The following is a 14,713-nucleotide window of genomic DNA, read 5'->3' on the forward strand; positions in this document are numbered from 1 at the left end:
TTGGCTGCGTATATGCAGGTAGTGGAGTACGGCTTGGTATTTAAAGTGTAATGTATATTTGCTCATAAAAAAACTGCACCTTGGTGGTTGGAGGGTATGTGTCCAACTTTTGGGGTGCAGTTCAAACAGAAAATCCGTTTTCAGACGACCTTTTAAAATCATGCAGTATTATTCAGCGTTGTTTTGTGCCGCTTCTTCAGTTTCGGTTGCTGCGCCGACTTGTTCGGCTTCTACTGCCTCAGTTTGTGCTGCCTGTTTGGCGGCTTGACGCTCGGCTTGTTCTGCCAGAGCCTGTTGGACGAACGGATGCTGTTGGGCGATGGCTTGTTCTTCCGCGCTGACTTCGCCTTTGAAGCGGTTGTTCAAATCAAAACGTTTTCCACCGCGCGCCAAGGCTTTGAGGTAGCGGGGACGGCGGCAATGGTTGGCGAGGACGCGGGCGATCAGGGCAGGATCGTATTGGGGCAATGCGGCAACAAGGTCTTGGTCGATACCGACGGCCAGCGGTTTGAATCGTTTGAAGACGTCGTATTTGCCGTAGATGTGGTCGGCAATCATGTCGGTCTGTTTTTTCTTGCTCATGGTTTGGACGGCGGATTTCAAAGCTGCGCCCAAAGCGGTTTCTTGTGTCATGTCGTTTGTATTCCTCTAAAATAAAGCCGTGCGTTTCGCTATGGCACGGTAATGGCGGTATTTTAGTATAAAGCCTGTGTTTTGGCTAAGTTTTTTTGCGAATGTTCGATTGTAAATGTTTATTTTGCGGACAGTCTGGCACACTTATCTCAATAGGCGTTGAGAAAGGTCGTCTGAAAATGTTCGGCACAATCCGCCATGTTTGTTTTCAGACGACCTCTTTCAATTTTATCTATGCTGCTTGGTGATGTCTGGCGTATCAACAACTACGTCGGCATTTTGTGCACGATGGCGTAGGGCGTGGTCGATAAGCACGAGCGCGAGCATGGCTTCGGCGATGGGGGCGGCGCGCAGGCCGACGCAGGGGTCGTGTCTGCCGTGGGTGGCGAGTTCGACGGGGTTGCCGTTGATGTCTATGCTGCGGCGCGGTGTGGCGATGGAACTGGTGGGTTTGATGGCGATGTTGACGTGGATGTCTTGTCCGGTGCTAATGCCGCCGAGGATGCCGCCTGAGTGGTTGGACAAGAAGCCTTGCGGGGTAAGTTCGTCGCCGTGTTCGCTGCCACGCTGGACGACGCTACCGAAGCCTGCGCCGATTTCCACGCCTTTGACGGCGTTGATGCCCATCATGGCGTAGGCGATTTCGGCATCGAGGCGGTCGAAAACGGGTTCACCCAAACTGACGGGGACGTTGGCCGCTTCGATATGCAGTTTCGCGCCGACGGAATCCAACGATTTGCGCACGCTGTCCATATAGTTTTCCAGCTCGGCGATTTGGCTTTGGTTGGCGGCGAAGAAGGGATTTTGGGAAATGTACTCGTAGCCTTCAAACTGAATTTCTTTTTCACCGACTTGGGTGACGTAGGCGGTGATTTCCGTGCCGAATTTTTCTTTCAGCCATTTTTTGGCGACGGCTCCGGCGGCAACGCGGGCGGCGGTTTCGCGGGCGGAGCTTCTGCCGCCACCGCGGTAATCGCGCGTGCCGTATTTGTGCCAGTAGGTATAGTCGGCATGACCGGGACGGAAGCTGGTGGCGATGTTACCATAGTCTTTGCTGCGTTGGTCGGTATTGCGGATTAAGAGGGCGATGGGTGTGCCTGTGGTTTTGCCTTCGAAGACGCCGGAGAGGATTTCGACTTGGTCGGCCTCGCGGCGTTGGGTAACGTGGCGGCTGGTGCCGGGTTTGCGCCGGTCGAGGTCGGCTTGGATGTCTGATTCGGTCAATGCCAGTCCGGGAGGACAGCCGTCGATGATGCAGCCCAAACCTGCGCCGTGGCTTTCGCCAAAGGTGGTAACGGTGAAGAGTTGTCCGAAAGTGTTGCCTGCCATGTTTTCCCTCTATCGGTCATATGCTGAAAGATGACGGATTTTAACATACAAAGGTCGTCTGAAACGCTTTCGGGGGGCAAATCCTGCCTACGGCACGCCCTCTTTTATCGAATCAAATCCCAAGCAAATTTGCCTATGGTCAGGCACAGCAACACCATAAATCCATAACGTAGAAACTGGGTGCCGCCGCGTATCGCCAATCTCGCGCCGACCACGCCGCCGCACAAATTCGCCAGCGCAAGCGGGATTGCCCACGCCCAAACAACATGCCCTTGCGGGATGAAAAACGTCAGCGCGGCGAGATTGGTGGTCGAGTTGATGACTTTTGCCGATGCGTTTGCCGTCAGAAAATCGTAGCCGTAAAAACGGACGAACACGAAAGCCAAAAGGCTGCCCGTTCCCGGTCCGAAAATCCCGTCGTAAAACCCGATTAATGCACCAAAAAACAAGCCCCATAAGGTTTCGCGGCGCGTCAGCTTCTCGGTGCGCACCGTCTGCCCCAAATCTTTTTTGATAAAGGTATAAACACACATGGCAATCATGATGACCAGCATCGCCGGTTTCATATATTGCACGGGAAAAAAGACCACGGCTTTCGCGCCCAGATAGGAAGCGGCAAACGCCAGCACGGCGGCGGGCAGCAGCATTTTCCACGGCACGGGGATTTTGCGCAGATATTGCCCCGTGGCAGTAACCGTCCCGCAGCAGGAGGCAAACTTATTCACGCCCATCACCGAAGCGACAGGCGTAGAAATTGGCAGTAAGTTGAATAGTCCGGGAATTTGCAACAACCCGCCGCCGCCAACCGCCGCGTCCATCAGTCCGGCGCAAAATCCGGTGAGGAGCAAAAGATAGAAAAAGGAATCTACGGGCATAGCCCCTCCCTTGAAAAAAGCCGCCTTATCGGTTGTCGAGCGATGATGGCGAAATGCTATATGAAACAGGCGGTATTTTAACTGAAAACCAATCCGCGCCACATTGCCGCCTATTTCGTTTCAGACGACCTTTTCTTTTAGATTCAGTGACTCACATTGCGGAAGAGGCGTTCCTCCATTAGAATCCGCCCTTCCTTGTTTTCCCGCCTATTAAGGTACTACGACTACGGACAAAACCGTTTTCAGACGACCTGTTTGCCCCGATACCGCAAAAGCGCAATGCCATTGCCCGCTGACTGACTTTCTTTTCAGTCGCTTTAAAGATATAGTGGGGCAACTTAAAACAAGGGCGGCTTTGTACTGCCCTGCCCTGCGTTATCCATCTGCCTAAACGATGCGTTTCAGCTCAGTTGAAAGAAACTCCGCGATGAAAGAATTAGACAAAACCGACCTGAAAATCCTGAAAATCCTTCAGCAAAATGCCCGCACACCCATGACGGAGTTGGCAGAAAAAGTCGGATTATCCACCACTCCGGTTACCGAACGCGTCCGCCGCCTTGAGCGCGACAATTTCATTACCGGCTATCATGCCCGCCTCAACCCGCACCAACTCGGGCAAAGCCTGCTGGTCTTTGTCGAACTGAAGCTGCGTTCCAAATCGGGCAATATTTTTGAAGATTTCCGCCGTGAAATCATGCGTATTCCGCAAATTTTGGAATGTCATCTTGTGTCTGGCGAATACGATTACCTGATTAAAGTCCGCCTGCCCAATATGGCGGCTTATCGAGATATGTTGGGCAATATCCTGCTGCACCTGCCTGCGGCAGCGGAAAGCCGCAGCTATGTCGTTATGGAAGAAGTCAAAGAAACGGCTGTGTTAGACTTAGAGTGATTTAACTACATCAAAAAAGGTCGTCTGAAAGTTTATAACGTTCAGACGACCTTTTTTTAAATCCCACTTACACAAACGCAAAAACACCATCAAACAAAATGCTTTGGCGTATTCAAACACACCTCTCACCCACCCAATCAAAGAACACCCTACCAAACCTGCAAACAAAAAAATGCACACATCCAACTGAATGTGTGCCAAGTCTACAAAGGAGAAATAGAGGAGAAACTATTAACTGACTACTCGAACCAGCTAACGAATCGGATTATCCATGAAAATAAAATTTTAGGCAAGTATTTTTCTTGTAAAGTTTCTAAATTAATTTATTGGAATATTTAAGCTGTAACTCTATTTCATTACTCTTAGTATGCCGCTTCCGAATATAGTGGATTAACTTTAAATCAGGACAAGGCGACGAAGCCGCAGACAGTACAGATAGTACGGCAAGGCGAGGCAACGCCGTACTGGTTTAAAGTTAATCCACTATAAAAGTCACCCGCTGCAAACCAAACACCAAACCAGCATCAGCAGCTTCCAAGCCTGCCCGCCGAATCGATGTTAAAATACGCGCCTCTTTCATCTACGAGCAAAACACATCATGACCGCCGCCATCGAACACGTCCAAGCCGCCGCCTTTGATTTGGACGGCACATTATGCGATTCCGTCCCCGACCTTGCCGCCGCAGCCGAAGCCATGCGCGAATATCTCGGCATGGAGCCGCTGCCCGCTAAAACGGTAGAAAGCTACGTCGGCGACGGCATCGGCAAACTCGTCCACCGCGTCATCACCAACGACCGCGACCAAGAAGCCGCGCCTGATTTGTGGGAAAAAGGCTTCGTGTTCTACATGAAATACTACCGCGACCACTTGAGTGACTTCACCCGTCCCTACCCCGAAACCGAAGCCGGACTGGCATTGCTCAAATCGCTGGGCATCCCGCTGGTGGTCATCACCAACAAAAACGAAATCCTCGCTGTCGAACTCTTAAAACAGCTCGGACTTGCCGACTACTTCAGCCTGATTCTCGGCGGCGACAGCCTGCCCGAAAAGAAACCCAGCCCGTTGCCGCTGCAACACGCCGCCGAAGTCTTGGGCATTGATCCTGCCAACATGATTATGGTCGGCGACTCCCGCAATGACATCATCGCTGCCAAAGCCGCAGGCTGCCTCAGCGTCGGCGTAACCTTCGGCTACGGCGACATGACCCTGCTCTCACAAGACAAAGCGACCAAGCCCGACTGGATTATCGGCTCGTTGCCCGAAATCTACGAAAACTTACGGCCGAAAAAAGCAGAAGACGACGAGTAACCGACATCCTTGTTTTCAGACGTTTATTCCTGCTTCAAAGGTCGTCTGAAAATAGAGCAGTGGAAATAAAAAGATTCGTTATTCCCGAACAAAAAGAATGACGGAATGAAAGTTTCTTATCTCTCCTCTATCCGACCCCTAAAGTCAGATTCAAGAATCTGACCCACGAATCGACCTTTTCAGACGACCTCTGCATGAAACCCCAAAAATCCCTGCGCGCCCGCGCGATGGACATTCTTTCCCGACAGGAAATCAGCCGTGTCGGACTCAAGCGCAAGCTCGCCCCGTATGCCGAAAGCGAAGAAGAATTGGAAAACGTGTTGGACGAATTTGCCGAACGCAACTGGCAATCCGACCAACGCTACGCCGAAGCCTACATCCACAGCAAAAGCCGCCAACACGGTTCGCTGCGTCTGAAACAGGCATTGGCGCAGCAAGGCATAGACGAAACCCTCAGCCGTGAATTCATGCCCGACAAAGCGCACGAACTGCAAACCGCAGTCGCCGTGTTGCGCAAAAAATTCAAACAGCCCGCCGCCGATTTGAAAGACAAACAAAAACAAGCGCGTTTCCTCGCCTATCGCGGATTCGACATGGACACCATCCACGCCGCGCTCAAAAGCAGTTGGGACGAAGACGATGTTTTTGAGTTCGGAGAAAATTAAACCGCCCTGCTTGAATCTTCCCGCCCATCGGCGTACCCTTACGCTTTTGCCACCCATTCACAACCGAGATAACCATGTCTGAAGAACAACGTAACACCCCCAATCCGCTTTTGGAAGACGAACGCAAAAACCCCGTTTACCGACTCGGTCGCGCTGTCGCCGGATTTATGGTTATCGTATGGGCGGGCGTATTGGCTTTAGTGTTCTATTTAGTCTTCCGTTTTTGGTTCAACTAAATTTCTCACGTTCCCCATCCCATTTTCTACAATAGTTCTCACCTTGCAAAAAGGTCGTCTGAAAAATCAAATATCGATTTTTCAGACGACCTTTTCAATTTATCCAAACGCATTTAAGTTCAGTCCCAACCACACCCGACAAATTTAAAGCCATTTCCGATAAATTGCATATCCGCTCAAATCACAGACATTCAAAACCAACCGGCAACAGCGTGAAACAGATAAGTCATACCGCTCCACGCCCATTTACTTACGACAACCGTTATCCAACCCATCAACACCAGCACAATCAAACCGAAAAAATCAGGCAGATGCAGATACAACCAAGCAGCAACAGGCTTGTGCCAAAAGTCTGATTTTTGTTGTTTCTTCTCCAAAGCAGCGTGCATAAACGGACGCTCCAAATGTATGTCGTAGTCGATGCCATACTCACTGCGCACATGCTCATTGATAACTTTCAAAGTACGGCGGCTCGGCTGCAAGAAAATATCAATAAGCGTACCGACAACAGGAATCATGCCAAGCACCATATCGGCAAAAGCAAGATATACGGCAGGACGCATTTTATGATCCGGCACGCCCAACTCCCGCCCCATACGAAAAGCCTTCATCGTCAACAAAAGTCCGGCAATATCCCCGACAAAAGGAATCAGCGACAATATGGCATCGACGCCGATACCCTGCTTGGTAAAAGGAATACAAAACAAACTATCCATAGTGTTGGCATATTTAGCCAACTCACGTTCACGTCGGATGATTTCCTGACGTTCGTAAGGTACAGGTGTGTGCTTCATCATGTTTTCTTGTAATGGGTTAATGAATTTTAGAACGGTGCAACGTCATTACTGCTTACGGTCAGTCTCTATAAAAGTTAATTTCAGTATGACGGCTTATAGAACAAGGTCGTCTGAAAAATATTTAAGTGTTTTTCACTTTATCAAAGTGCACTTTCAGACGACCTTTGGATAAGGTCAAACTACTTTGGCACGAATTGGTTTCTTTACTTCGGCAGACCGGTATTCGGATCCAATCCTGCCTGTTGCGCCAATCTGCGCACCAATTCATCGGATGGTTTTGCCGGAGCCGGACCTTCTTCAAAACGTTGGATGGCGATTTTACCGTCCCAACTCGGCAGTTTTGCCGGAGGCAGCGGGACGATTTCGTCTAGATCGTGAACGTTGAGCTCGGGTTTAAGGTGTGCTCGGCGGGTCAGATAGTCGGAAATAATTTCGTATCGACGAGAACGTTCTTTATCCTCAGGAATCCCCCATTTTTTATGACGACTATCAGGGTTTTTACTATAGAACACTTTTCCTGCTATATGTGCAGATGTATCATTACCAGCTTTGACTCCTTGATGAGTATAAATTAACGCCTGTTTATAATTTTGCTCACTACTTTCTGTAACACTTGCCATTAACGCAGCATCAGCATCTGGATACATTTGATTGGTAGCACAAGCCCGCATTTTGTCAGTTACTTTTAACCTAACAGAATGACTAGAATCATCTTGTATTTTCATTAACAGCTCACCTACTTCATACTGCGCCTTGGCATTCCCCAAATCTGCAGCCTTGCGTAAATAAATTATTGCATCATCAGGGTCATGTTTTGGACCATAACCGACATCGATATAAAGCGACCACCAGTAATGTGCGCTGGCAGGTAGGATTTTCATCAGCTTTTCGTTCCAGTAAATACCTTCGCCACGACGTTCTCGAGTTTCGATATTGATGTCTTTGCTTTTCAGCAATATTTCCTGCAAAGTCAGGTTTGCCTGCCAATGTCCGTTGGCGGCGGCAATACGGTAATACGGCAGATAGCGGTCGAGTACGCCCGGTTTGGGCAGCCAGCGGTTTTTAAAATCGTGGTAAAGGGCGTAGCGGTATAGTTGATCTGCTTCCTGTGGCAAAGAAGGAAACTGTTCTTTGACGCAAGTAAATTCTAAGTTCTTGAGTTTGGAATGTTTGTAAGCATATGAACCCAAAACTTGCTTGCCTGCATCTGTTTGGGGATTTCTGACAACATCCATCGCAGACCTTGCCAGTTCCCTACCGACATCGTATGCGGTAAGCAATGGCATGCTCACCAATATAGTAGATAAAAGTGACGATATGTATTTGTTTTTCATTGTTTTTTATTGAAACAGTGTGTGTTTGGTTCAAATCATATGGGAGAGACCTTTGCAATAACATAGGTTACTAAAATTTTATGCTCAATCTCATTTTCAAAATGCAAAACCTTTCTGATTTTTCCTACTTTTTGCTCAATATTAGGAAGATTTTAGTCAATTGAAATTTTTTGGTGCATTTTTATGTGTCAAATTTCGTTAACAGACTATTTTTACAAAGGTCTCGGGAGGCAATCCCAAAGATTGGTGTTTAGATGAAGGTCGTCTGAAAGTACGGTTTCAACAAGTTTGAAACTCAACTATTGAAAACCATGTTTCAGACGACCTTAAGGCTTTATCCCCTGTCAGCCTATTTTATTTACTTCGGCAGACCGGTATTCGGATCCAATCCTGCCTGTTGCGCCAATCTGCGCACCAGTTCATCAGATGGTTTTGCCGGAGCAGGGCCTTCTACAAAGCGTTGGATAGCGATTTTACCGTCCCAACTTGGCAGTTTTTCCGGAGGCAATGGGACAATTTCGTCTAGGTCGTGAACGTTGAGTTCGGGTTTGAGGTGTGCTCGGCGGGTTAGATAGTCGGAAATAATTTCATATCGGCGCGAACGTTCTTTATCCTCGGGAATCCCCCATGGTTTATAACGACTTCTAGGACTCTTTACGTAAAAAACATCACTTAATAATTGTGCAGAAGAATCTTTACCTGCTTTAGTTCCTTGGTGAGAATAGAATAAAGATTTATCATATTGTTTTAAGTTCCTATATGATGCTGCTGCCATCTGTGCTGCATCTGCATTAGGAAACTGTTGAGTAGCAGCACATTCCTGTAGTGTATTACGTATCTTCAATCTATATTGTAAACTCGCATCATCTTCTATTTTCATAATTAATTCACGTACTTCATACTGCGCCTTGGCATTACCTAAATCTGCAGCTTTGCGTAGATAAATAATCGAATCATCTGCACCATGTTTGGGTCCGTAACCGACATCAATATAGAGCGACCACCAATAATGTGCACTGGCTGGCAGGATTTTCATCAGCTTTTCGTTCCAGTAAATACCTTCACCCCGACGTTCGCGGGTTTCGATATTGATGTCTTTGCTCTTCAGCAAGATTTCCTGCAAAGTCAGGTTTGCCTGCCAATGTCCGTTGGCGGCGGCAATACGGTAATACGGCAGATAGCGGTCAAGTACACCCGGCTTGGGTAACCAACGGTTTTTAAAATCATGGTAAAGAGCGTAGCGGTATAGTTGATCTGCTTCCTGCGGTAAGGACGGGAACTGTTCTTTGACACAAGTAAATTCTAAGTTTTTCAGTTTGGAACGCTTATAAGAAGATGAACCCAAAACTTGCTTGCCTACATCTGTTTGGGGGTTTCTGACAACATCCATCGCGGATCTTGCCAGCTCCCTGCCGACATCGCATGCAGTAAGCAAAGGTATGCTCACCAATATAGTAGATAAAAGGGACGATATATGTTTGTTTTTCATTGTTTTTATTGAAATAGTGTGTGTTCGGTTTAAATCATATGGGAGGCAATCCCAAAGTTGGTTTTTAGATGATGAGGTCGTCTGAAAGTACAGTTTTAACGGGTTTTAAATGTTGAAACCATGTTTCAGACGACCTTCAGGCTTTATTCCCTGTCAGCCTATTTTATTTACTTCGGCAGCCCGGTATTCGGATCCAATCCCGCCTGCTGCGCCAATCTGCGCACCAGTTCATCGGATGGTTTTGCCGGAGCAGGACCTTCTACAAAACGTTGGATGGCGATTTTACCGTCCCAACTCGGCAGTTTTGCTGGGGGCAGCGGGACAATTTCGTCTAGGTCGTGAACGTTGAGTTCGGGTTTGAGGTGAGCGTTTTTCCATAGAAAATCTCTAATGATACGATAACGCTTCGAACGTTCCAAATCTGTTGGAATACCCCAATTTTTATGTTTAGACTTAGAATTTTCCGTGTAAAAAGCACGTGACAAAGTTAATCCAGAAGAACTTTCTCCAGCCTTTAGAGCTTGGTGGCTAAATACAAGAGATTGTTGAAAATTCTCTTCATTTCTAGCATCAGCAGCCATCATTCGTGCTGCCATACCATCGGGATAAGTTTGATTTAAAGAACAAACACGCATCTTGTCCACTATTTTCAGCACTGTAGGACGGACCATCTCATCTTTTATTTTCAGCAACAGCTCACCTACTTCATACTGTGCCTTGGCATTCCCCAAATCCGCAGCTTTGCGCAGATAAATAAGCGAATCGTCTGGGCCATGTTTGGGACCGTAACCGACATCAATATAGAGCGACCACCAATAATGTGCGCTGGCAGGCAGGATTTTCATCAACTTTTCGTTCCAGTAAATACCTTCGCCACGACGTTCGCGGGTTTCGAGATTAATGTCTTTGCTCTTTAACAAGATTTCCTGCAAGGTCAGGTTTGCCTGCCAATGTCCGTTGGCTGCGGCAATACGGTAATACGGCAAATAACGGTCAAGTACGCCCGGTTTAGGCAGCCAACGGTTTTTAAAATCGTGGTAAAGGGCGTAGCGATATAGTTGATCTGCTTCCTGTGGCAAAGAAGGAAACTGTTCTTTGACACAGGTAAATTCTAAGTTCTTGAGTTTGGAATGTTTGTAAGAAGATGAACCCAAAACTTGCTTGCCCACGTCTGTTTGGGGATTTCTGACAATATCCATCGCAGACCTTGCCAGTTCCCTACCGACATCGCATGCGGTAAGCAATGGCATACTCACCAATATAGTAGATAAAAGTGACGATATATGTTTGTTCTTCATTGTTTTTTTTATTGAAATAGCGTGTGTTTGGTTCAAATCATATGGGAGACAATTCCAACGTTGGTATTCAAAGGTCGTCTGAAAACTTTCAGACGACCTTGATAGATGTTGAGCTTCAACTCAATCTACGATTGCTAGTCCTGCAAACAAAAGGGAAAGGATAAGTTGAGTTTCAGACAATCTGATGATATTTAATCAATAACATCATTATTATATTTTAAACGGCATGTTTGTTTTTCTTTATCTCCATCAAACCAAAAACGAAAATAATAGGGAGAATAATCTGGAGCATTACCTAATTCATATTCTGGATTAGGGCTTTCAAAAAGGTAATTTGGAATATTTTTAAATACCTCAATATGGGCAGAAGAACCATCTAATAATCTAATTTCAAACAATTTATTATCAGAAGAAACGTAAACTGCACCAACTTTTTTCATTGAGATAGGATTCTTACTTTTACTACTTAATGAAAATGCATCTAATACTAGATATTCTGATTTCAAATCTTGAATATTCATATTTTTTGACTTAATGAGCTGCTGAATTTCTTTGTATGTATCTTTCCAATACTCCAGTTCGTGTATATATCGATCAGATATACTTCTGAATTGAATAGATGTCCTATCTGTAGGATACGTAACATCTTTAACTCTTTTACCTTTTTCATCTTTACATTCAATCCATTCTGCATCCGTAGCATTTAGTAAGTCTAAAATACGATCCTGAGCAAAATCTGAAAGAATATTTTCACTTTTTGTTACTTTATTGATTGGAATTAATAGCTTAGTATCAGGCTTCTGTTGTCTGTTTTCTAAAACCGTATCAGTACGTTTCTCCTGTGTCCGGTTCTTTTGCCCATCATGTTCGGCCTGAGTGCAAGCAATAAAAAATAAAAAACAACAAGATAATGTGATTTGTTTAATTCTCATAATATCTCTCTTAGAAATGTCAGCTACCCGTTACAGACCAATGAGGATAATCATCGTATGGTCTTGGTTTGATATCCCAATGAAAAACTTTGTAGGTTTTACCTACTTCGATCATGTCTCTTTTTGATTTAATTACTACTGGTTGACCTGAAGCATTTTTAACCGTTTTACCGATTCCAAACCAAGGAGACAGGGTCATATCTATTGCCAGTCCTTTCTGATGATTGGAACTAAAGGGTTTAGCGACCGCCTTACGTATGCCGTAAGCTGCTTTCATTTTTTGTGCATTGGCACGGGCCAGTCGAATATTGCCACCACATGTCCAATCAATATTAACATCTTCAGCATTGGCTGCCTGTTTATAATCCTTAAAACGAGGAATCTGCATTGGGTCGGCTTCGCCCGAAACAATTCGACTAGCATAATACATAAGATAAGACCGCTGTGGCGGACGCATGACCGAATTGATACGGACTGAAATTCCAGCTTCTTTCAATGCCGCTAAAAATAACTTAACATTAGATTTAAAGGGCTCCCTTAAATCTTCAAATCTCGCATTATCTGGGAATTTTTTAACCCATTCTACCCCACTTGGTAATAGACCTTCTCTTTGCTTTTTATCAGCTTCAGATTTTTTCTCATTGCCTACCACAGTTAACGGTTTCCCGTTCTTCTCAGTATGAGTATTCATCTGCTTGATCGGTTCGGATTGTCTGGGTTTGTCTGGCTGCTTGGATGCCTGTTTGGATGGCTGTTTATCTGGCTGCTTATGCGGTTTGTTTTGTGCAGTATTATTTTTTGGCTTCAATACTTGTCCTACAACACTCGAAGCAGCCTGTTGTACCATCTCTGCCACAGCTGTTATTGAATTTGTTCCTAAAGCACCCTGTGCATTTTGTATTGCTTTCTGATTAACAGTAATCTGCCTAATAGAGACAGATTGCAAACATCGTAAGTGTAAAAGTGGTTTACCTTTATTTCCAAACCCATATACGAAACCGACTAAGGCCTTTACTTTTAAACGGCCTTCATGATCAGTTTTTTTGCTTTTTTCTCTTTGCCTATAAAATATACTGAATTCTGTATTGGAAACAGCTTTCCCTTTGGTATCTACAACTGTAATTGTAAACGTGTGTACAGGAAGCGAAACCTTCACTACTGTATCACGTAGACTTTCTGTAACCGTAAATGACTTGATCGGCTGGAGGTTGCCTTCACCTGCCATACAAATCTGAATAGTTTGTCCTATTTCCGCAATAATATTTTCTTTAATTCCTTGTGTATTTGTAATGTGTTGTTTGGGCTTCCCTTTGTACACCAAAGTGAATTTCACATTACTTATTGGTTTTTTGTATCTCCTTCTAAAAGGCTGAGATGAAAGTTGACATCTTTAGACGCATTATTTTCCGCATCTGAAGAAGGCTGTTGTGGCTGCTGTTCCATTTCATCTTGTTTTTTAGGCTCAGGAGTGCCTTTTGCTGCCAATGGTGCAGAAACTTTCATATCTGAAGCTATGATCTTATATGGCTGTACCTGATCCGCTTTTTGAGAAATTGTCTCACTTTTGCGACCATCAATTTCTAAAATAATTTCAGCGTCAGGATGTCTGACTATAACGGGCAGCTCCCCATCTTTATCAGTTTTATGGGTAACTTCAAATTTACTATTTAAATGCTTTCCATTATAGGAAGAAAAAATTTTAACCGTCTTATCTTTTAGAACGAGACCATCAGCATCTTGCAGTTTTACCCGGATTTTACGTTTACAACAGGTTTCCAGGTCGTAACCAGCAAATAAATCGAGATATTCGCTGATATGTGTTTTGTTACCATCAAACTCGCTGTGTCGTTTTCCTGTTTTTTTATTAATTTTGTAATTTCCAGGCATATCTAAAAAAGATGCTAAACCACCAGAACCAACTAGATGGCAGCCGGCAATACAGCCTGATTCGGTAATTTCTATCCCCTTAACAATTTTTCCATAATACTCATTAAACCCCCATACCCGTAATCTTTTACACCATAAATCGATAGTTAAATTGATTGCCGCTATTTGAATTTCACGAGATGACCTAAATGCTTCTTCTGATACTGCTCCATTTTTTCCTGTCCAGCTCCCCTCTTCTGTATTATAACCTATATCAATTAGAGCCTCTTTTCCATACTGGAACAAACCAATATATCCTCGTTTATTAATTTTATGAAGAGCTTCTCTGTTTACTAAATCATCCTTATTTAAATCAGCAGGACTTTCACGCCTAGCTAATGCATAGATAAAACCTTTTCTATTAGAAGGATAAGATATGTCATATACAGCCTTATTTTTTCTCATAATTAATTTCCTAAATAAGCATTCTTAATAATAAATTTAATATTTCCTAAAATAGTATTTTTAAGTATATTAATTTCCGAATTGGTTGTAATCTTCCAATAAATTATCCTCGACGACTTCTTCCGTCTCAGATATTTCTTCGCAATCATGATCTTCTTCATCATCACAGGCACAACAGTGATCTTCATGTTCTGTCTCATTATCTGGGATTAGAGCCCATTTTTGCTCTTTGGTCAGCTTACCTATCACAGAAATTTCGATTTCATCTTTCGAATCCCCATAAAATCTTGATGTTCTACCTTTTTCATCAAGCACTTCAATCCGCTCGGAATTTTGACTTCTATTAATGACTTGATAACTAATGCCTGCAGTTAAAAAATCTGGCGTAAATATGCTACTAAAATCAAAACGTCTACTAAACAAACCAGTCTGAGGAAGCAATGGCATTCGTGTATTTATACCATTCGCCCCACTCACCTCCATCGGCGCCTTCACCCTAACCAGCTTCGGACTCCCAATCTCAACCTCCCCGTTCGCCAGTTTGATATACGCCCCTTTGCAGGTAATCAGAATCTCCTCCTTCGCCGCAATGG

Annotated in this window: 14 protein-coding genes and 1 pseudogene; 4 read left to right on the forward strand and 11 right to left on the reverse strand. The window is 44.8% G+C overall.

Going from position 1 to position 14,713, the window contains the following annotated elements; all coding sequences use genetic code 11:
• Positions 1-168: 168 nt before the first annotated feature.
• From AAG834_RS12520 to AAG834_RS12530, 3 genes are all read right to left on the reverse strand, one after another.
• A complete protein-coding gene (locus AAG834_RS12520; protein WP_070511823.1) occupies positions 169-633 on the reverse strand; it encodes a ProQ/FINO family protein in 465 nt (154 codons plus the stop codon).
• Positions 634-861: 228 nt separating this feature from the next.
• Entirely contained in the window at positions 862-1,962 is a 1,101-nt protein-coding gene (gene aroC / locus AAG834_RS12525) for a chorismate synthase (protein WP_070511826.1), read from the reverse strand.
• A gap of 104 nt (positions 1,963-2,066) precedes the next feature.
• Positions 2,067-2,837: a sulfite exporter TauE/SafE family protein gene (locus tag AAG834_RS12530; RefSeq protein WP_070511829.1), complete on the reverse strand. Its 771-nt coding sequence runs from the start codon at positions 2,835-2,837 to the stop codon at positions 2,067-2,069.
• Between the two features lie 427 nt (positions 2,838-3,264).
• Here AAG834_RS12530 and AAG834_RS12535 point away from each other — a divergent pair, with 427 nt between their 5' ends.
• The 4 genes from AAG834_RS12535 (at position 3,265) to AAG834_RS12550 (ending at position 5,939) form a co-directional block, all read left to right on the forward strand.
• Positions 3,265-3,729: an Lrp/AsnC ligand binding domain-containing protein gene (locus AAG834_RS12535; RefSeq protein WP_003764370.1), complete on the forward strand. Its 465-nt coding sequence runs from the start codon at positions 3,265-3,267 to the stop codon at positions 3,727-3,729.
• 598 nt (positions 3,730-4,327) lie between these two features.
• Entirely contained in the window at positions 4,328-5,038 is a 711-nt protein-coding gene (locus AAG834_RS12540) for a phosphoglycolate phosphatase (protein ID WP_003777473.1), read from the forward strand.
• 194 nt (positions 5,039-5,232) lie between these two features.
• Complete coding sequence (gene recX / locus AAG834_RS12545) at positions 5,233-5,703, forward strand: recombination regulator RecX (RefSeq protein ID WP_070511832.1); 471 nt, start codon at positions 5,233-5,235, stop codon at positions 5,701-5,703.
• A 74-nt stretch (positions 5,704-5,777) separates the two neighbouring features.
• Positions 5,778-5,939, forward strand: coding sequence for a hypothetical protein (locus tag AAG834_RS12550; RefSeq protein WP_167390271.1), 162 nt, complete (start codon positions 5,778-5,780; stop codon positions 5,937-5,939).
• A gap of 191 nt (positions 5,940-6,130) precedes the next feature.
• Here AAG834_RS12550 and AAG834_RS12555 read toward each other — a convergent pair whose 3' ends face one another.
• From AAG834_RS12555 to AAG834_RS12590, 8 genes and pseudogenes are all read right to left on the reverse strand, one after another.
• Entirely contained in the window at positions 6,131-6,736 is a 606-nt protein-coding gene (locus AAG834_RS12555) for a DUF4112 domain-containing protein (protein ID WP_415771783.1), read from the reverse strand.
• A 203-nt stretch (positions 6,737-6,939) separates the two neighbouring features.
• Positions 6,940-8,070: an SEL1-like repeat protein gene (locus tag AAG834_RS12560; protein ID WP_342032324.1), complete on the reverse strand. Its 1,131-nt coding sequence runs from the start codon at positions 8,068-8,070 to the stop codon at positions 6,940-6,942.
• Between the two features lie 358 nt (positions 8,071-8,428).
• The gene (locus AAG834_RS12565; RefSeq protein ID WP_342032325.1) at positions 8,429-9,559 is read right to left on the reverse strand and encodes a DUF6396 domain-containing protein; all 1,131 of its coding nucleotides are present in this window, start codon (positions 9,557-9,559) and stop codon (positions 8,429-8,431) included.
• A gap of 167 nt (positions 9,560-9,726) precedes the next feature.
• Positions 9,727-10,857 (reverse strand): DUF6396 domain-containing protein, encoded by a 1,131-nt coding sequence (locus AAG834_RS12570; protein ID WP_342032326.1) that lies wholly within the window; start codon positions 10,855-10,857, stop codon positions 9,727-9,729.
• A gap of 191 nt (positions 10,858-11,048) precedes the next feature.
• Positions 11,049-11,789, reverse strand: a complete 741-nt coding sequence (locus AAG834_RS12575) for a hypothetical protein (protein ID WP_342032327.1) — start codon at positions 11,787-11,789, stop codon at positions 11,049-11,051.
• A 19-nt stretch (positions 11,790-11,808) separates the two neighbouring features.
• A complete protein-coding gene (locus AAG834_RS12580; protein WP_342032328.1) occupies positions 11,809-13,122 on the reverse strand; it encodes a hypothetical protein in 1,314 nt (437 codons plus the stop codon).
• 5 nt (positions 13,123-13,127) lie between these two features.
• Entirely contained in the window at positions 13,128-14,120 is a 993-nt protein-coding gene (locus AAG834_RS12585; RefSeq protein WP_342032329.1) for a hypothetical protein, read from the reverse strand.
• A gap of 69 nt (positions 14,121-14,189) precedes the next feature.
• Positions 14,190-14,713, reverse strand: a pseudogene (locus AAG834_RS12590) (hypothetical protein); the annotation flags it as partial.

The organism is Neisseria sp. Marseille-Q2251, from assembly GCF_940793045.1.
Taxonomy (GTDB): Bacteria; Pseudomonadota; Gammaproteobacteria; order Burkholderiales; family Neisseriaceae; genus Neisseria.